This is a genomic window from Paraburkholderia sp. BL10I2N1 (genome assembly GCF_004361815.1).
Classification (GTDB): Bacteria; Pseudomonadota; Gammaproteobacteria; order Burkholderiales; family Burkholderiaceae; genus Paraburkholderia.
Window position 1 is genome coordinate 2,838,238 of sequence record NZ_SNWA01000001.1, and the last position, 17,820, is coordinate 2,856,057.

The window sequence follows — 17,820 nt, forward strand, 5'->3', positions numbered from 1 at the left end:
TCGATTGAAGGTAATGAGGACGTTCAATGAACATTTTTCTTTCGATGGCGGGGTTCGCGCTGGCCTCGTCGATTTCTCCTGGCCCGGTCAATATCGTGGCGCTGGGGGCCGGTGCGCAGTACGGATTCAGCGCGAGCATGCGGCATGTGACGGGCGCGACGGTGGGCTTTGTCCTGCTGCTTCTGCTTTCCGGCCTGGGGCTGCACGAACTGTTGAGCCGCTGGCCCGATCTGACCCGCGCAATCCAGTGGTGCGGCGTGGCGTTTCTGCTTTTCATGGCATACCGGCTGGCCGTCGATGACGGCAGACTCGGCGCGGACAAAGTGGTGCAAGGCCCTTCGATGATGTACGGCGCCGCGATGCAATGGGCCAATCCGAAAGCGTGGCTGGCGTCGCTCGCCGGAATGGGCGCCTATGCGGCCGATGGCGGCAGCATGCAGATCTTCCGCTTCGCCGCGATCTATTTTGTGATCTGCTATCTGGCGATCGCGTGCTGGGCCTGGGCAGGAACGTTTCTGCGTCAGTACCTGAACGACGTGAGGCGTGTGCGGCTGCTCAATCGTGTGATGGCGGCGTTGCTGACTGTGAGCGCCATCTACCTGCTTTACGCCTGAGTTGTCACTGTCTCGTTGCGATGTTCAGCCGCGGTACCGGTATTGCCCGGGCGTCGCGGCGACGAAGCGCTTGAATTCGCGTTGCAGATGCGCCTGATCGGAGAACCCGGCTTCGAGCGCGACGTCGGCAATCAAGTGGCCGCGCCTTAGTTGTGCGCGGCTGTACTGGATGCGGCGATTGATCAGATACGCATGAGGCGTCATGCCGTAGCGCTCCTTGAACGCTCGGATCAGATAGGACGCGGAAAGCCCTGCCGCCGCGCAGATTTCTTCGAGTTTCAGTGAGCGGGTGCAGTGCTCGGCGATGTACTCCGCTGCGTGGACCAGCTTATGGTTGGCTTCTGCGATCGGGACTGGCGCGGGGTTGAGCTTTTGCTGGACCTCGGAGAAAAAAGCGATGGCCGCGCCCTGCTTTTGCAGATGCTCCGCATGGGCGTCGGTGAGGATGGCGTACAGGCGGTCCAGCCCGGCATACAGGCGGCCATCGGTGCTCATCGTAGTCGAGAACGGCCTGAAGTCGAGGTTCTGGCTAAAGCCCAGTTCATGCTGGAGTTGGGTAAGCCAGCGCACGTCCACATAGAGCATGCGATACGACCATGGCTGATCGCCATCCGGATTGCAGGCGTGAACCTCTTCCGGGTTCATGACGACTACCGTGCCGGCGCCGATGCGTTCGCGCACCCGGCCGTTGAGATAGATGCTGCGGCCGCCCGTCACCATGCCGATCGAGAAGGTTTCGTGCGAGTGCCTGGCGTAACAGATCCTGCGACCGTCCTGGATTGAACGGGCCTCGACAAACGACAGCGCGTCGTCGCGCCAGAATTTCGGAGCCGAAGGATCTTTCGCCGGAAGCGTCACGCTGTTCGCCTTGATGAGAGTGAGGGCAGGATGGGGCACGCATACTCTACCGCATGCCCGGCAGACAGACTACCCGGCGCAGTCCGGCAGACGCCGGCGCAAGCCCGTTATTGGCGTGAACAGGCCCTATGTACGCCCGGCCTTCGCGCGGTACGCGTCCAGCCCCTTTCTCGCCTGACGCCGGATCGCGTTTTTCAGCAAGGGCGTCCAGCCGAGCAGGGCGCCCTTGATGCCCAGCGCCTGCTGTGACCAGTTCCATAAATCGAAGGTATCGCGCTGCTCAACGATGCGGCCGTGACGGAACCGGAAGCGCGACCGGACGCGATTGACGACCGGCCGACCGCTTTGCGTGAAGATGTAGCTCGCTACCCAGTTCGCACTTCCTGCGTCGTCAGTTGCTTCGACGCTGCTGAAGGCCACCGAAAAGCCCTGCGCGCGCTGCGTGAGCATGTGCCACATATCGCCGATCTCGCTGCCACGCAGCTCGCCGAACACCGGATCGCTGAACACCGCATCGGCGGCATAGCATTCGTTCATGCCTTCGGCGTCGAGCCGCTGAAATGCGGTGTAGAAGCGCTCGATCAGCTCTGCGTTGGCATCGCTCATTGTCTGATTTCCCTGGTTGGCAGAATGCGCGGTGCGCGTGGCGTGCGTGACGTGGGGTGGTGTGGCCGATCCGGACGTGTCGCACGTCGCAAAGGTTGCCTGCAACGACCGTTGCTGTCCAGCGTCGCTCATCCGTGGCCCCTGCTGAACGGGTTCCTTGAGCCGATGGTGATTGCGTGAGGGCAAGCGTGGAGCGCGCTATCCAGCTTCACCAGGGAAAACCGCCAGCCGTGAAAGCCGATCGCGCACATCTGTCAGGACCGTTGCCGAATTCCGCGAGATTATCGCGGTGCAGCATCCAGGAGGGTTGTACCGCTTTGGCACGGCAAGCAATGCCTGGCATGATCGATTTTCGGTACCCGCCAGCCGAATTCGGGAGATTCTCCCGCCCGCGTCCATTGTCAAGCGCTGCTCCGATGGACTAAGTTGGATAGTGGGCCTGCTCGCTCGCTGACGCGCGGGTCCCGACTGCGAACAATATGCCGGAGACAACGATGCATCTCAAACAAACGGCCACGCGCATCACGCTTCTATCGGTCATTGCGGTAATCGGGACGGGCGCGACACCATCGCGGGCCGCCGCGCCAACCGCCTATGTCACGAGCGAAACGGCCGGTGTCGGCGTGATCGATCTGGACCAGATGACGCTCGCGAAGACTTTTCCGGTCGGCGACGACGGTCCGCGCGGCCTGAGTCTGAACGCCGACGGCACGCGGCTTCTCGTCGCCAACAAGAAGACGGGTGACCTGGCCGAAATCGACACGTCGACGGGCCAGGTCACCCGACGCGTGAAGATCGGCAAAAACCCCGAGTTCGTGCGGGTGCGTGGCGGCTACGCGTACGTGACCTACGAGCCAGGCGATACAGGCGCCCCGCCATCCGCGTCGGGCGGAAAGGATGATGACGACGAGGCCAACAAGCCGCCCGCGGAAATCGCCGTCATCGACCTGAAGAGCCTGAAGGTGATTCACTCGGTCAAGAGCGGGCACGAGACGGAGGGCGTCGAATTCTCGCCGGACGGCAAGCTGCTGCTCGTCACCAACGAAGGCGACGACACCGTGTCGGTCTATCGCGTCGGCACGGGCGAGCCGTATCGCACTGTGGAACTGCCCAAAGGCTCGCGCCCGCGCGGCATAAGGGCGTCGCCCGATGGCAGGCAGTACGTGGTGACGCTGGAGAATTCGAACAAGTTCGTCGTGCTCGATGCGGACGACCTGAAGACGGTCAAGACCGTCGATACGAAGCTCGGACCCTACGGCGTTGCGTTCGATCCATCCGGCAAGCATCTGCTGGTCGCGGCTGCACGCGACAAGACACTGCAGGTGTTCGATGCGAAGACCTACGAGCACATCAGCGACGCTGAGATCGGTCAGCGCTGCTGGCACTTCAGCTTCACGCCCGACGGCACGAAACTGCTGCTCGCGTGCGGCCGGTCGAATGGAGTCTATGTGCTGGACGCCACCAATTACCAGACGATCAAGCAGATCGGCGATCTGCCGCTCGCATGGGGAATCGTGACCTGGCCGCGCAGCAGCGGCTCAATCGAATCGCGCTGACAAGGCGCGCTGCCGGCAGAAACCCACGCGGCGTCCGGCTATGTCGGCGCCGCCCGGGTGGCTACTTCCACGCATAGCGCATTCCGACCCACACGCCGCGCGGCGCCCCGAGACCCAGGAACTGCTCGTTCACCGGGTTCGCGCCGTCGAACGTGTGGTTCGGACCGTTGAAGAAGTTTTCGCCAAGGATGCCGAAGGTCGAGTACTTCTTGTTCAGCAGGTTCTTGACGGTCGCGAACACCTGAAGCTGTTTCGTGACGTTGTACGTCGTATCGAGGTCGATCAGGAAGTAGCCTGAAATCGTGCCGTTCACATCCTGGTTGTTTTCGTCGCCACGCGCGAAGATGCTGCTGCGATACGTCAGGTTGGTGCCGATATTCCATTTCGCGAACGGCATATAGTCCAGCCGCAGCTTGACGGTATTGGCTGGAATGCCGGGAATGCGATCGCCCGATTTCACCATGATGTTGCCGTTGGCGTCCGCGCTGGAGTTGCTCGCGCTGTTCTCTGTCCATGTAGACCTGTAGGTCGCGTCGACATAGCTGTAGCTCGCGCTTACACCGAGCGGTCCAAACTGGGTTCGACCGGCAAGCTCGAGCCCCTGCCGACGGGTCCTGCCGACGTTCTGGAAGAACCCGAGCGTGCTCGCCGCGCCATTACTGCTGACGAACTGGATGTCGTCGTCGAGCGTGGTGCTGTAGATCGCGGCGCTCCATGTGGTCGACTGGCCGATACGCCCGCGTGCGCCCACTTCGAAGGTCTTCGAGATCACCGGCTTCAACGCGGGGTCCGCGACGAAGTCGTTGGGCAGCGAGCAGGGCGCGGCGGGGTCGGCGCAGGCCAGTTCGATGGCGGTCGGCGAGCGCATGCCTTCGTTGTAGGTGGCATAGGCGGTGAAATAGTCGGTCGGATTCCAGTTGAAGCCGATCGCCGGGTTAAAGCGGGAGAACGTATGGTTGCCGTTGAGCAGCGGCTCCAGGCCGCTCTCGTCGTTGATCACCGCTTTGGCCCAGTTGTAGCGTCCGGCAAGTGTCATCGACCATGCTTCCGAGAACGACAACGTGTTCTCGAAGTAGATGCCGTAGTTCTCGTTGCGCGTGTCGGCGTTTGTCTGCTGTTCGAACGGGCCGATGCCGACCGTCGCACGCGTGTCGGTAAAGAACGCGTCCTGCTGGGACTGCGTGAAATGCGAGTTGGCGAGATCCGCGGCGGCGCCGAGCACCAGCTGGTTGTCCATGCCCGCGACCCGGTTCAGCAGTGTCAGTTGCAGGCTCGCGCCGTAGCTGTCGGTGACGATCACCGACTCATCGTTGATCGCCTGAACGGTGTCCACATTGCCGGCGCTATCGACGTTGCCGAACTCGTTATTGACGTTGCTGCTGGTGTTGGTGTTGCGATAGTGGCGGTAATACAGGTTGCCGCTCAGTTCGATGTTCGGCGTGAAGTAGTGCTCGCCCGACAGCGTCAGATAGCCCACGCTGTTGTGGTTCGTGTCCGGATACGTATAGGCCTGGTTACGGTTGTCGAGAAACGAACGCGGGATGGTCTGCGACCCGTTGAGCGTATTGTCGGCGCCGCCCATCGACAGCGATACCGTCGTGTCGGAGTCGTGATAACGCAGCTTGCCGAAGGCCTGGCGCAGGCGGCTCGAATTGTGATCGGCCCAGCCATTATCGTTCGTCACGTTGGCGGTGAAGTAGTAGTCGAGGTTCTGCCCGATCGCGCCACCCTGCTCGATCTGCGCGACCTTGCGGCCCCACGACCCCAGGCTCACTTCCGCGTTGCCGCCCGGGTACGCGCTGCCGTTCTTTGTCGTGATGGCGATCGCGCCGCCCAGCGTATTGAGGCCGAAACTCGGATTCGAGCCCGGAATCAGTTGCATGGTGCTGATCGCGGCCTGTGGAATGAGGTCCCAGTTCACGACATCGCCGAACGGCTCGTTGACCCGCACGCCGTCGAGGAACACCGAGAGGCCTTGGGGTGTGCCGAGGAGCGGCGAGGCTGTAAAGCCGCGATAGTTGATGTCGGTCTGCGAAGGGTTGCCCTGCGCATCGGAGATGTCGACACCGGGCAGGTTCTGCGCGAAGAACCCGGAAAGCGTGACGGGGTGCTGCCGCTCGATTTCGCGCGCGCGGAAGGTCTGCACGTTGGCCGGCACGCGTTCGAGCGGCGTGCCCACACCGACGAGCGGGGTGGTGCCGATCACGAGAATCGGCGGCAGCTCCTGCACGGCGGCCGCGGTAGCGGATGACGCGGCAGCGGGCGCTTCCTGCGCCCACGACACGGCGCTCACACTGGCGAGCGCGCCACCGAAGCACAGGCGTAGCGCAGCAAGAGGCTTGATCGAATGCCTCCTGGGTGGTTTGCGCAGCTTGCTCGTCATCGTTGTCCCCAGCCGGTACATTCGCTATCGTTGCCGGTATCGGCATGAAGCTGTCAGCGCGGCTTCATCGCCTTACGGAGAGCCTCGCACAAGCTGTCGCCACTGCCACGGGAGGTTCTCCCGATTGTGTAGGGAAGCATTCCCAAACGTCGTTTCACACGCGCCGCGCGTGCGATCAAGACGGGATCGATGAGTAGAATGGCTTCGTGATGCCACCAGAATCCTCGACCACTTCCGCTGAGGGCAACGCCCCCGCGCCCCGCTCGACGGTGTGGCGCGATCTCGCCTGCGTGGCCGCGCTCACGGTACTTGCCGCCGCGCTCGGCGCGTTCTTCGACTTCGGCGAACGCGTCTACCAGTGGACGCGCAGTGTCGAGCGCTTTCAGCTCGACGAGCTGCCCGCTACGCTCTTCGTGCTGGCGAGCGGCCTCGCGTGGTTCGCGTGGCGCCGCTATGGCGAGTCGCAGCGGGAACTGCGTCGTGGCCGCGCGCTGGAGCAGGAGGCCGAGCGGCTCCTTGCCGACAACCGGCGTCTCGCGTCCCAGGGTATCGATGCGCAGGAGAGCGAGCGTCGTCACCTCGCGCGCGAGCTCCACGACGAGCTAGGTCAGTATCTGAACTCGATCTCGCTCGACGCGGCGCGCATTCGCGATCTGTCGGCGGAACGCGAGCCGGAAATCCATCGCGTGTCGCTCGCGTTGATCCAGAGCGCGCATCACGTGTACCGTGAAATCGGTGGCATGATCCGCCGTCTGCGGCCAATCGGTCTCGATGAATTCGGTTTGCCGACTGCGCTCGAACATTGCGTCGATGGCTGGCGCGAGCGGTTGCCGGGCGCGTCGTTTGCGCTGACCGTGGAAGGCGATTTCTCGGCGCTCACCGACACGCAGAACATCACGCTCTACCGTCTGGTGCAGGAGGGGCTCACCAACGTTTCCAAGTTCGCGCGCCATGCACGGGTGGAAATCTATCTGGTGCGTACGTCGGCTGACCCCGGCGAAATCGTCGTCACCATGGCCGACGATGGTCCGGGCACCGACCTCACGAAGCCGCGCGCGGGGCTCGGACTGATCGGCATGCGGGAGCGCGTCGAAGCGTTAGGCGGCGAATTCCATATCGCCAGCAAGCCGCAGGGCGGCTTTCTGTTTTGCGCACGCGTGCCGGTTCAGGCAAGGTTGCCGGTGCCAGGCGCGCCGAACGATCCCGCCGGGCTGGCGAAGTCGGAGAAGTGAAGTCCGAGGCGATTCGCCATCTGCGCGAGTTGCACGCCGTTGTCCGCGCCGAACTTTTGCCGGATCACCGATTGATGGTTGGCGACGGTCTTCTGGCTAAGTCCCAGCCGCTCCGCGATGCTCGGCAAGGTATAGCCCTGCACCAGCAGCCGCAACACCTCGAATTCACGCGCGGAAAGCTGTCGTCCCGGCGGCCCTTCCTGAAAGGTCGCGCGCAACGCGAGCGCCTGGGAGACGTCCGCGCTGAGATAGCAGACGCGCCGTGCGACCGCGCGTACCGCTTCGACCAGCACATCGGGGGCGCTCGCCTTGGTGACATAGCCGCGTGCGCCGGCGTCGAGCGCGCGGCGCACGAAGATGGTTTCCTCGTACACGCTGAAGATCAGCACGTGGGCGTCCGGTTCACGCGCGAGCATCCGCCGCATGGCCTCGATGCCGCTGGCACCGGGCAGCGCCAGGTCCATCACGACGACGTCGGGCTTTAATGCGCAGAAGCATTGATAGGCGAGGGCGGCGTCACCCGCTTCACCCGCGACGCGCACATCCGGGCTGAGTTCGAGCAGGCGCCGGTAGCCTTCGCGGACCACGGCGTGATCGTCTACCAGCAGGACGGAAATGCCGGCGGTGGTCATGGGCGCGCTCCTCCAGGGGCCGCATGGCGAGACTCGCTTTCGCTCCCGGATGCGGCAGCCAGCCGTCGCGAATTGGCATCGTTGCGAAACAGAACCGGGTATTCGTTCGGGTATGCGTTCGGATGGTCGTCCGGCTTGTGCGCCGCCGCGTTCCGCACAATCTGGACCACGCGTTCGTGCAGAGGGGACTTGTCGCAGACGGGATCGGCGTTCGCGGGGTCGCCGGTCAGCAGGTACGCCTGGCAGCGGCAGCCGCCGAAATCGCGGGCTTTTTCCTCGCAACTGCGGCACGGCTCCTTCATCCAGCCGAAGCCGCGGAAGCGGTTGAACGCATCGCTTTCATACCAGATCTCGCGCAACGACGTCCCGGTGACATTGGGAAACGTGAGGCCCGGCAGCGAACGCGCGGTGTGGCAGGGCAGCGCTGCGCCATCCGGCGCAATGCCGAGGAACACCGAGCCCCAGCCGTTCATGCAACGCTTCGGCCGGGTTTCGAAGTAGTCAGGGACGACGAAGTAGATCGTGCAGCGCTTGCCGATCTCCTGGCGGTACCGGTTCACGACGGCTTCGGCTTCCTGCAGTTGCTCCGCAGTCGGCATCAGTTGCGCGCGGTTTGTGTGCGCCCAGCCGTAGTACTGCGTGTTCGCGAGTTCCAGATACTCGGCGCCCATCGCGAGGGCCATGTCGATGATCTTGCCGACGTGCGGCAGGTTGTAGCGATGCAGCACGCAGTTGAGCACCATCGGAAAGCCATGCGCCTTGATCGACGTGGCGACGCGCTTTTTCAGATCGAACGTGCGGGTGCTGCTGAGGAAATCGTTGAGTTCCTGTGTCGAGTCCTGGAAAGACAGCTGGATATGATCGAGCCCGGCGGCCTTCAACGCATCGAGACGCGCATCCGTCAGGCCGATGCCCGAGGTGATCAGGTTCGTGTAGTAGCCGAGTTGCCGCGCCTCGCCGACCAGCACTTCGAGATCGTCGCGCAACAGCGGCTCGCCGCCGGAAAACCCGAGCTGCGCGGCGCCGAGTGCGCGCGCCTGGCGAAGCACGTCGATCCATTGCGCGGTGTCGAGTTCGCTGGTGTGGTCGGTGTAGTTCACCGGGTTGTAGCAGAACACGCAGTGCAGCGGACAGCGATACGTCAGTTCCGCGAGCAGCCATAGCGGCGGCGCGACGGTGGGCGTGACGTCGTCTGCTTGCATGGCGGTCTGCGCGAGCGGTTCGGGTGGCGTGAGGTCGGTCATGCTGTCTACTCCAGCCAGCCGCGCGTCTTCGCGTGGTCGACGAAGGCCTGTACCTCGGGAGCGAGGCCGGTCGCGTTGAACGCCTTTTCGAGGTCCGCGACGAGCGACGCCATGTCGTGCGTGCCGTCGCAACGCAAAAGGATCTGCGCGGCGCTCGGGTTCAGTTTGACCATGCCTTCGGGGTAGAGCAGAACGTGGGCGTCCTGCGCCGGCTCCCATTGCAGGCGGAACAGTTTCCTGAGCTGCGGGCGCCACGTGCCTGACGTGTCCGCTGCGGGGTTCTCGATCGGGGCGTTGTCGTTCATGTCGGGAAGGCCTTTTCGATGGCATCCAGCATGGTCCACAGGATGTCGAGCTTGAACTGCAGGATCTCCAGCGCGCGCTCCTGCTGCTCACGCGTCCTGAAGTAATCGAGCGTCACCGCGAGACCGTGCTCCACATCGCGCTGCGCAAGCGAGATGCGCGAGCGGAAGTAGGTGAGGCCAGCCGGTTCGATCCACGGATAGTGCTGTGGCCACGTCGCGAGCCGGTCGCGATGGATCTGCGGCGCGAAGATTTCGGTGAGCGACGAGCACACCGCTTCCTGCCACGGCGCACGGCGCGCGAAATTCACATACGCGTCGACGGCAAAGCGCACGCCAGGGGCAACGTGTTCGAGCGACCACAGCTCGTCGCGCGTGAGGCCCACCGCATCGCCAAGACGAGCCCATGCTTCGATGCCGCCTTCGTCGCTGCCATAGCCGTCGTGGTCGAGAATACGCAGCACCCAGCGGCGGCGCGTCTCCCGATCGGGGCAATTCGCCATGATCGCGGCATCTTTCAGCGGAATGTTGATCTGATAGTAGAAGCGGTTCGCGACCCAGCCGCGGATCTGTTCGCGCGAAGCGCCGCCGCTGTTCATCTTCACGTTGAACGGATGATGAATGTGATAACCCGCGCCTTTCGCACGCAACTGGGCTTCGAACTCCGCGCGGGTCCACGCCGGCTTCGTGGGGTGATCGCGGGCGGTGTCCGGGTTCAGGTCCATCGAGGCCGTCTGCAGGGCGGTAGAAGGTGCGTCGATTGAGTTCACCAGCAGGTCTCCGTCAATTGGAATCACAGGTCATGGTCAGAGTTCGAACGCCATGCCGTCGCAGGCAACCTCGATGCCGTGTTCGGCAAGCAGGCGCCGCTCCGGACCATCTTCGACAAGGATCGGATTGGTGTTGTTGATATGGATCAGTACTTTGCGGACATTGGGACGATCGATGGAATCGAGCACGTCGATCATGCCGCCCGGACCCGTTTGTGCGAGATGACCCATGTCGGCAGCGGTTTTCTTCGACAGACCGAGCTTGATCATCTCGTCATCGGTCCAGCAGGTGCCGTCGACCAGCAGCAGGTCCGCGTCCTTCATCGCCGCCATCACATGCGGCTCGATCTTGCCGAGTCCCGGCGCGTAAAACGCGCGCTTGCCGGATGAGGCATCGATGAAGGTGAGGCCGATGTTGTCGCCCGGTTGCGGCGCGTTGCGGTGCGGCGAATACGGCGGCGCCTTGCTCGACAGCGCCAGCGCCTCGATGCCGACGCCGTGCAACGCAGGGATCGAAAACCCGCCTGCAAGCGGGATCGAGTGACGTTCGACGCCGCAGTAGTGCGACAGGATCGACGTCACCGGAAAGCCGCTGCTCAGGTCCTGCCAGACGACATCGGTCGCATGGAGCGGCAGCGGTGTATCGCGCTCGCGCAGCATCAGGAGGCCGGTCACATGATCGATCTGCGCGTCGATCGTCAGCACGGCAGCGATGCCGCTGTCGCGTGTGCGACGGGCCGGTTGAAGCTCGGGATGCGCGGCGATCTGCGCAAGGATATCCGGCGATGCATTGACGAGCAGCCAGTCCTCGCCGTTCGCACTGACGACGATCGACGACTGCGTGCGCGGCGTCGCCTTGAGTGTGCCGCGACGCACGCCGTCGCAGTTGCGGCAGTTGCAATTCCACTGCGGAAAGCCACCGCCAGCGGAAGAGCCGAGTACGCGGATTTTCATCGCTGATCCTTGTGATGTCCGTGATACGGCAGAGCTATCGTCATGGCAGCATCCTCGCAAGCAGTCCGTCGCGGTCGATCAACTGATGCTTGAACGCCCCTGCGATATGCAGCGCGACCAGCGCGATCAACACCCAGGCGCAGACGTCATGAATGCCGAAGAACAGGCTGCGCAAACCTTTGTCGTCCCAGCCCCACTTCGGCAGCGCGATACCCCAGAAGCGCGTGCCGTACTGGTTGAACGACGAGCCGAGATAGCCCGAGAGCGGCATCACGACCATTGCTGCGTATAAAAGAACCTGCGTAGTGCGCGCGGCGGCGCGTTGCCACGCTCGCATCGGCGGCAGGGCCGGTCGTCCGACGGCCATGCGCACTACCATGCGGATCAGCACCAGCAGGAAAACCGTCATCCCGAGCGACTTGTGGAAGTTGATCAGTGTCGCCTTGAAGGGCAGGCCCTTCGGCAGTCCGACCATATAGAGGCCAATGCCGAGCATCGCGATGATGATGAGCGCGATCAGCCAGTGCAGCACGATCAGCGACGGGGCAAAGCGCGCCTCGGCGTCAACTGCGTCGTGTGTCGCGCCCGGCGTTTGCGCAGTGTTCATGTCGTCTCCTTTTTTATCGCTAAAGCGTCTGCCTTGGACGCTTCTTGGACTCTCCGATTGTTCCTCTCAAGTCGAACGGGCTATCCGGCCTTACCCCGGGTTTGCGCCCCGCTTCGGCCCCGGGTCCAGCCAGCCCGTCACCTGACGATCAGCAGCTCGCCCCTTCCGTCTACCGCCAGGTCGCCCGCGTAACGGCGCGGCAGCGAGGTGGCGCGCAACGTCGAAAAAGGCGCAATCTCGTTCGCGAGCGAACGCACCAGCAGCGACCAGAACACATCGAATCCATGGCCGCCTTCGGTGAAGGTCGGCGGCAGCCTGTCGGGCGCCTGCGTGAGCAGCAGCGTGCCGCGTCGCATGCCGTAACCATAGTGTGCGCCGAGTCGCCCGGCGATGCCGAGCGTGCCCGCGACGAGGCGCGAAGCGGCGCATTCGCCCGCATCGCCGCCCACCAGTACGAGGCCGCGCCGCATGCGGTCGCCAAGGCGTGCGCCAGCGTTGCCGTGGATCGTCAGCGTGCCGCCTGTCATGCCTTCCATGTCGCCTGGCAGCGCCCCGGCGGCGAAGTCGCCGCTATTGCCGGTGATCGTCAGGCGACCGCCGCTCATCCCGCAACCGCTAAAGGCGCCCGCATCGCCTTCGACGCGCAATTCACCGCCGGCCATCCGGAAACCGGCGTAATCCCCGCACGAACCGTGCACGGTGAGGCTGCCTTCGCCGAGATGCGCGCCGAGCCGGTCGAGCCAGCGCACGTCCCCGTCGATGGCGAGCGCAACGGTTTCGCCGTCGGCGCGCGAAATCTCGAAGAGCTCGCCTGTCAGACAGCTTTCATTGCCTGCTGGCAGCACGATGCGCGCAATCTCCGCGACCGGGAGCGGCGCGAGCTTCGCCGGTAAAAGTTGCGACGCATCCACGCGGAAACCGGGCGCCTGTTTCAGGCGCAATGTGATCGCGCTCATGCTGGCCTCCCCACGACATCGCCGGCCAGCTTGTGCAGATGGAAGTGATAAGGCCCGAGCTTGCCGCCGTAGTTGCCCGCGGAGATGCGCAGCACGCCCGCCCGGAAGCCCCGCCCGGCGGCGGCGGCAATGCCCGCCGTCATCGCCGCGCCAACGTCGCTGTCGGTGAGGCCGTCGATCACGATCTCCATCACGCAGCCCACATCGGCTGTGAGTTCGCTTTGCTTCGACAGGCCCATGAGGGTCGGGCAGAACGCGTCGTTGGTGGACGCCGTGGCGCCGGCATATTTCGAACCGATCTTGGAGCCCGAGCGAACGACGCCGCCCGGAAACGGCATGATCACATTCGGCAGCGCGCGCATCGCGTCGGCGGCGGCCTCGGCCGCAGCGAGCGCTGCGTCGAGGTCGCGCGCGAGCAGCAGCAGGTTGCCGCCGCCCACTGCCTTGACGGTGACCGTCGTTTCCTCGCAGACGAATTCGCCGTCCATCACCGGCACGCGCCAGTAGCGCGTCTGGCCGATCATTTTCGAAATCTGCCAGCCGTCGCCGAAAAACCGCAGGCCCGCCCCGAGCGACGCGCGGTCGGACAACGGTGCGCGGCTCGTCGCCGGATCGATGCCGCTATAGACGGCGGTAGTCGGGCAGGTCAGCACGCATTGCCCGACGCGCCGTTCGATCTGCTTCGCCAGTTCCTTCGACGACACCGCGAACAGCAATACCGCGACACCCGGCCGTCCGTCCGGGGTTTCGCCGGGCGCAAGCCTGCGCTCGATGCCGGCCTCGCAGCCGCAGCCGATCACCGAGGTCGCGAAGCCCGTCAGCGACTGCGCAGCGTGATTCGCCCACACGGGCGTATGCGCGGTGATGACGAGCCGGGTCGCTTTCATCGGAAACGCTTCCGCGAAGGTGTCGTCGATCAGGGTGCCGTTGATGTCCATGGGCCGCTCGCGCTCGTCAGGGGTTCGCGAAGCAGGCGACGGGCAGCAGCTTGCCGCCCCGGCAGCACCCGCAGATTTCGTCGTCGCTGATGGCGGCGTGCGCGAAGTTGCCCACCAGGTTGGCGTCGCTATAGGCGCGCAGCGTCTTTTCGATCCCGCGATCGAAGTCCGGCGATACATAGTGAATGCCGCCCGTCGGCGTGGCGACGAGCGTCCCGTCCCGCGCGACCAGCTGGCCGTCCTTGAACACATAGGCGGGCGACGTAAACATCCGCTCGCGATCCGGCTCGTCGCGATAGACGGCGATATCGGCCGCCGCGCCTGCGCCGAGATGCCCGCGATCTTTCAGGCCGAGGAGCCGCGCCGGTCCGGCACGCGTGATGATCGCGATTTCGTACAGCGACAGTTCGCGCTTCAGTTCGGGCAGGGCGCTGGCCACCTGGGCTTCTGGATGGAGCTTCGCGAGCTGCTCGTCGCGAAACGTCTTGTCCATCAGCAGGCGGATCAGATGCGGGTAGCTCGTGAACGGACCGCCGTTAGGATGGTCGGTTGTCATCGACACGCGCCACGGGTCGTCCACCAGCAGGAAGATCTCGAGGCCGATGATCCATTGCAGCGCGTTCACGTAACTCTGTTCGCGATAGCGGAACGGCACGATGCCGCAGCCGGCATCGCATTCGATGTCGCCGACGATCCACTTGCGCGGTGTCGATAGCGGCGCGTTTTTGAACTGCATCATCGTGTCGCCGGACGCGGTGACGGTTTGTCCGAAGATGATCTGCCCGACGTCGATCGACACATTCGGCCGGGCGTTCACCGCATCGGCAATCGCGCGTGCGCCTGACGAGAATTTGCGCGGACCTTCGACGCCGTAGCTATGGAACTGGATATGCGTGAGATGGATGGGGAGGCCGTCGGCGGCGTCCATCGTGGCGATCGTCGAATCGATGTTGCCGGGCACGCCGAGATTGCTCGCATGCACATGCAACGGATGGGGCACGCGCAGTTCGGTCAGCGCGCGCGACAGCGTGCGCAGCACCTCGCGCGGCGTAATGCCGTAGTGCACGTGGGCTTCGTCGACGTCGAGCGAACGCTGGTTGAACTTGAACGCCGAGATGCCGCCCGGATTGACCACCTTCACGCCGAGGGCCTTGCTCGCGCAGAGCGTCCAGCCGACATAGTCGCGCAGACGCTCGAAGTGGTCGCGCGCGGCAAGCATCTGCAGGAACAGTTCGTCGTTGCCGAGCATCACATAGGCGCCGTGGTCGATGATCGGCGTGTCGCCCATTTCGAGGTGCGTGTGGCGCGCGTTGGACGGCATCATCGCCGGCTCGAATGCCGCCGTGTAGCCCATTTCCGCGTAACGGTAGCCGGTCGCGAGCGTGCCCGGCGTACAGACTCCGCACGAAGGCAGACGCAGATAGCGGCCCGCGCTGTCCTGCACCCCTTCGTAAGCGGAATCGCGCACAGGGTCGCTGCGATGATCTTCGGGCAGCAGGAGGCGCGACAGGTTGGTCTTGCCGCCGCCGATGTGCGAATGCAGATCGATGCCGCCTGCCATCACGATCATGCCGGTGGCGTCGTATTCGTGATCGACCGTGACAGCGCTCGCGCTGGCCGGATCAGCGACGACGCGGCCGTCGCGAACGTACAGATCGCGGCGCTCGCCGTTCACGCTGTGGGTGGGGTCGTAGAGGATGCCGCCTTTCAGCCGGGTGAGGCTCATGGCACGCTCCGCCTTGCCTGTGCGAGCCGCGCGGACAGAAGGGCCGCAATGGTGGCCACCGTCGGAAGCTCGACCTTGCGCGCGGCGAAGAGCGGCACGACGACCGATCCATCGACGCGAAACAGATGCCCACTGCTATCGATCCCCGTTGTCGCAACCGGGATGTAGACGGCGGGCGCGCGGCGGTTGCCACCTGCGGGACCGCGTGCAAGCGCCGGGTGCCCCAGTACGATCACCGGCACGTCCGGATCGAGCGCCTCGGGAAGCGGCTCGGGGCCGAACGCGGAGACCCACAGCAAGGCGTCGATTGTCTGGTCCGCGAGCAGACGCGCTGTCCGATAACGGTAGGGATCGTGTTCGAGCGGCGGCTCGTCGGCGCGTCGGGCGGGCCTCGCGACACGCGTGCGCAGCGGGAAGCCTGACAGCCACGTGAGCGTCTGGTTGGCGCTCAACGCGCCGTCGTCGCCGCCGAGCGGGAGGCCGCCTGCGCGGGTCGTCCGGTTCACGGTCTTGATGATCCGGTTCAACGCCTCGATGAGCAGCGCCGCATGCGGACCGGTCAGCGCCGCCGGTTCGTAGACGAACGCCGTATAGCGCGAGGCCGCCACCCGTTCGATCAGCAACGGGAGTTCACGGGCGATGCCGCTGTCGTCGCGCAGTGCCTCCACCGTGCGGCCTTCGAGCAGCGCCGACCAGAGCGCGAGGACATCGTAGAGGTCGGCGCCCGCGAGGATCGAACCGGTACTGGCCTGGGCGACGGCGGACGCCGCCGGATCGACCGCGCAGCCGACAAAGCACAACGCTTGCTGCCGGCTGGTTCCACCGAGCACGCGTTCGTAAAAGCGCGGATAGCGTGCCGATGGCTGGCACGCGAACACCACCACCAGGTCGGCGCGCGTGCGGACTTCCGACAGCGTGGTGAAGAACGCGCCGCGATCCTGCAGCGCGAGCGTCGAAGCGGCCAGCGCATCGCCGTGCAGATGGTCGAGGATGGCCCCGCAGCCCGAGGCCAGTTCGTACAGCGAGCGCATGCCGGCGATGTCCGTGGCGAGCCCGCCGAAGAGCGGCCGGCGCGCGTGCGCCAGGATCCCGGTGGCACGGGCCAGCGCACTATCGAGGTCGGTGTCCTGGCCATCGATCGCCGGTTTGCACGAGGCGTCGGCGGCGCCGTAGAGGGCGAGCGCTGCGGCAAGCCGCGGGCAGTCGGTGGCGGGCGCGCTCAGGCTCTCATCGGCGTGCAGGGTCGCCGCGATGTCATCGCAGTGCAGCGGGCAGAAAGGGCAAGTCCAGTCGGGCGTGACGAATACCGAGGTCCCCGCTTGACCGGCGCTCGACGAAAGAGTGGACGAACTGTGCATGGCCGCGATTCAGCAAGGACCATGCCGGTTGGGCGACGCGTCGGATCGTTCGATGTTGCGCGACCGGCGCACCCGGGCACAGCGATGGGAATAGCGGGGGCATCGCAGGGAGCTTGTAACGTCCCACAGTGCCTCACGGAAAGCGCACAGGCCTCGGCGCGAGCGACGGGCACCGCGTGCAGCACAGTTTGTGCGTCAAGCTGAAACACTGTGTCACTTGCTGGTTACGCGCTGCAACACCTCACCTTGCCATTACATTACGGCCGTCTCACGCCCCATCCACTGGCACGGATATTGTGTGGAGCGGCTACGTGCGAACAGCGGCTGGGACGTCGAGCCGTCGGTCGTGAAGCGCCGAGGCAACCAGCCACGCGGCCGCGCCGCTCTTCATGGCGGCAGCAAGGTCGGCGTGGCCGCGGATGCCGCCCGCGCCGATCAGCATGCGCTCGCCGGCTTTGACGCGGATCGCGGAGAAGGTCGTGAGATCGGGACCTTCGTAGGCGCCCACCTGATCGAGCGTCATCGCGATGATGCGTGACGGCCACCAGGCGGTCGACTGGCTGCTGGCCTGATCGGCAGCCGGGCCGGCGAGCAGCTGGCCGGCGCGATGATCGAGCGACAGGATCGGCGCGAGACCTGCTGCTTCGGCGTCGTGCGGTGCAGCAGGGTCGCGCAGCGATTCGGTGCCGAAAACCGGCACGAGGGTGGCGGTGGAACAGCAGGGTGGCGCGACGGAGGGCCGGATGGATTCGATGTTCACGTGGATGCGGTCGAACAGGGCACGCACCGAAGCGAAGTCGGCAAAGCCGGCGTCGAGCCAGATTTCGACGCCGACCTGGGTTTCAGAGAGACCGTTGCAGAGGACGGCCAGGGTTTCAGCGTGGTCGCCCTGCCGAAGGATCGCGTTGAGATCGGCGACGTACAGCGTACGGGTGCCGGTTGCGCAAAGGAGGGCACGGGCGACGGTGAGCGGATCGCTGCCGTCGCACAGCATCGACTGGACTGGCCGGTAGCGCGCCCGCTCGCCACGCACGGCCCGCACGGCGTGGCCGTCGAGCAGATCGAGAACCGGTATCACCTGCAT

At 64.8% G+C, this 17,820-nt stretch carries 17 protein-coding genes; 3 read left to right on the forward strand and 14 right to left on the reverse strand.

Features of this window, described 5'->3' with window-relative positions:
* Positions 1-26 precede the first annotated feature (26 nt).
* Positions 27-614 carry a LysE family translocator gene (locus B0G77_RS13290; RefSeq protein WP_133662539.1) on the forward strand — a complete coding sequence of 196 codons (588 nt, stop codon included), beginning with the start codon at positions 27-29 and terminating at the stop codon, positions 612-614.
* 24 nt (positions 615-638) lie between these two features.
* Here B0G77_RS13290 and B0G77_RS13295 read toward each other — a convergent pair whose 3' ends face one another.
* Together B0G77_RS13295 and B0G77_RS13300 are read right to left on the reverse strand one after the other, a co-directional pair.
* Positions 639-1,487, reverse strand: coding sequence for an AraC family transcriptional regulator (locus B0G77_RS13295; protein WP_208116464.1), 849 nt, complete (start codon positions 1,485-1,487; stop codon positions 639-641).
* Positions 1,488-1,598: 111 nt separating this feature from the next.
* Positions 1,599-2,078: a nuclear transport factor 2 family protein gene (locus B0G77_RS13300; protein WP_133662540.1), complete on the reverse strand. Its 480-nt coding sequence runs from the start codon at positions 2,076-2,078 to the stop codon at positions 1,599-1,601.
* A gap of 494 nt (positions 2,079-2,572) precedes the next feature.
* Between B0G77_RS13300 and B0G77_RS13305 the strand changes: the two genes are divergently transcribed.
* The gene (locus tag B0G77_RS13305) at positions 2,573-3,634 is read left to right on the forward strand and encodes a beta-propeller fold lactonase family protein (RefSeq protein ID WP_133662541.1); all 1,062 of its coding nucleotides are present in this window, start codon (positions 2,573-2,575) and stop codon (positions 3,632-3,634) included.
* A 61-nt stretch (positions 3,635-3,695) separates the two neighbouring features.
* On the opposite strand, the gene B0G77_RS13310 is transcribed toward B0G77_RS13305, so the two are convergent.
* A complete protein-coding gene (locus B0G77_RS13310) occupies positions 3,696-6,017 on the reverse strand; it encodes a TonB-dependent receptor (protein ID WP_133662542.1) in 2,322 nt (773 codons plus the stop codon).
* Between the two features lie 209 nt (positions 6,018-6,226).
* Here B0G77_RS13310 and B0G77_RS13315 point away from each other — a divergent pair, with 209 nt between their 5' ends.
* Positions 6,227-7,249, forward strand: a complete 1,023-nt coding sequence (locus B0G77_RS13315; protein ID WP_133662543.1) for an ATP-binding protein — start codon at positions 6,227-6,229, stop codon at positions 7,247-7,249.
* On the opposite strand, the gene B0G77_RS13320 is transcribed toward B0G77_RS13315, so the two are convergent.
* The 11 genes from B0G77_RS13320 to B0G77_RS13370 form a co-directional block, all read right to left on the reverse strand.
* Positions 7,183-7,881 (reverse strand): response regulator transcription factor, encoded by a 699-nt coding sequence (locus tag B0G77_RS13320; protein WP_133662544.1) that lies wholly within the window; start codon positions 7,879-7,881, stop codon positions 7,183-7,185. The genes B0G77_RS13315 and B0G77_RS13320 overlap by 67 nt on opposite strands.
* Positions 7,878-9,125, reverse strand: a complete 1,248-nt coding sequence (gene pqqE, locus B0G77_RS13325) for a pyrroloquinoline quinone biosynthesis protein PqqE (protein WP_133662545.1) — start codon at positions 9,123-9,125, stop codon at positions 7,878-7,880. The genes B0G77_RS13320 and pqqE overlap by 4 nt, the downstream gene beginning before the upstream one ends.
* 5 nt (positions 9,126-9,130) lie before the next feature.
* Positions 9,131-9,430 carry a pyrroloquinoline quinone biosynthesis peptide chaperone PqqD gene (gene pqqD, locus B0G77_RS13330; RefSeq protein WP_133662546.1) on the reverse strand — a complete coding sequence of 100 codons (300 nt, stop codon included), beginning with the start codon at positions 9,428-9,430 and terminating at the stop codon, positions 9,131-9,133.
* A complete protein-coding gene (gene pqqC, locus B0G77_RS13335; RefSeq protein ID WP_133664135.1) occupies positions 9,427-10,152 on the reverse strand; it encodes a pyrroloquinoline-quinone synthase PqqC in 726 nt (241 codons plus the stop codon). Before pqqC ends, pqqD begins: the two co-directional genes overlap by 4 nt.
* Positions 10,153-10,233: 81 nt before the next feature.
* On the reverse strand, positions 10,234-11,151 hold the full coding sequence (gene pqqB, locus B0G77_RS13340; RefSeq protein ID WP_133662547.1) for a pyrroloquinoline quinone biosynthesis protein PqqB: 918 nt from the start codon (positions 11,149-11,151) through the stop codon (positions 10,234-10,236).
* Positions 11,152-11,191: 40 nt separating this feature from the next.
* On the reverse strand, positions 11,192-11,758 hold the full coding sequence (locus B0G77_RS13345; RefSeq protein WP_133662548.1) for a cytochrome b: 567 nt from the start codon (positions 11,756-11,758) through the stop codon (positions 11,192-11,194).
* A 137-nt stretch (positions 11,759-11,895) separates the two neighbouring features.
* Positions 11,896-12,714, reverse strand: a complete 819-nt coding sequence (locus B0G77_RS13350) for a formylmethanofuran dehydrogenase subunit C (protein WP_133662549.1) — start codon at positions 12,712-12,714, stop codon at positions 11,896-11,898.
* Positions 12,711-13,652, reverse strand: coding sequence for a formylmethanofuran--tetrahydromethanopterin N-formyltransferase (gene fhcD / locus B0G77_RS13355; protein ID WP_133662550.1), 942 nt, complete (start codon positions 13,650-13,652; stop codon positions 12,711-12,713). Before fhcD ends, B0G77_RS13350 begins: the two co-directional genes overlap by 4 nt.
* 16 nt (positions 13,653-13,668) lie before the next feature.
* On the reverse strand, positions 13,669-15,378 hold the full coding sequence (locus B0G77_RS13360) for a formylmethanofuran dehydrogenase subunit A (protein WP_133662551.1): 1,710 nt from the start codon (positions 15,376-15,378) through the stop codon (positions 13,669-13,671).
* On the reverse strand, positions 15,375-16,736 hold the full coding sequence (locus B0G77_RS13365) for a formylmethanofuran dehydrogenase (protein ID WP_133662552.1): 1,362 nt from the start codon (positions 16,734-16,736) through the stop codon (positions 15,375-15,377). The genes B0G77_RS13360 and B0G77_RS13365 overlap by 4 nt, the downstream gene beginning before the upstream one ends.
* A 307-nt stretch (positions 16,737-17,043) precedes the next feature.
* On the reverse strand, positions 17,044-17,820 hold the full coding sequence (locus tag B0G77_RS13370) for a HisA/HisF-related TIM barrel protein (protein ID WP_133662553.1): 777 nt from the start codon (positions 17,818-17,820) through the stop codon (positions 17,044-17,046).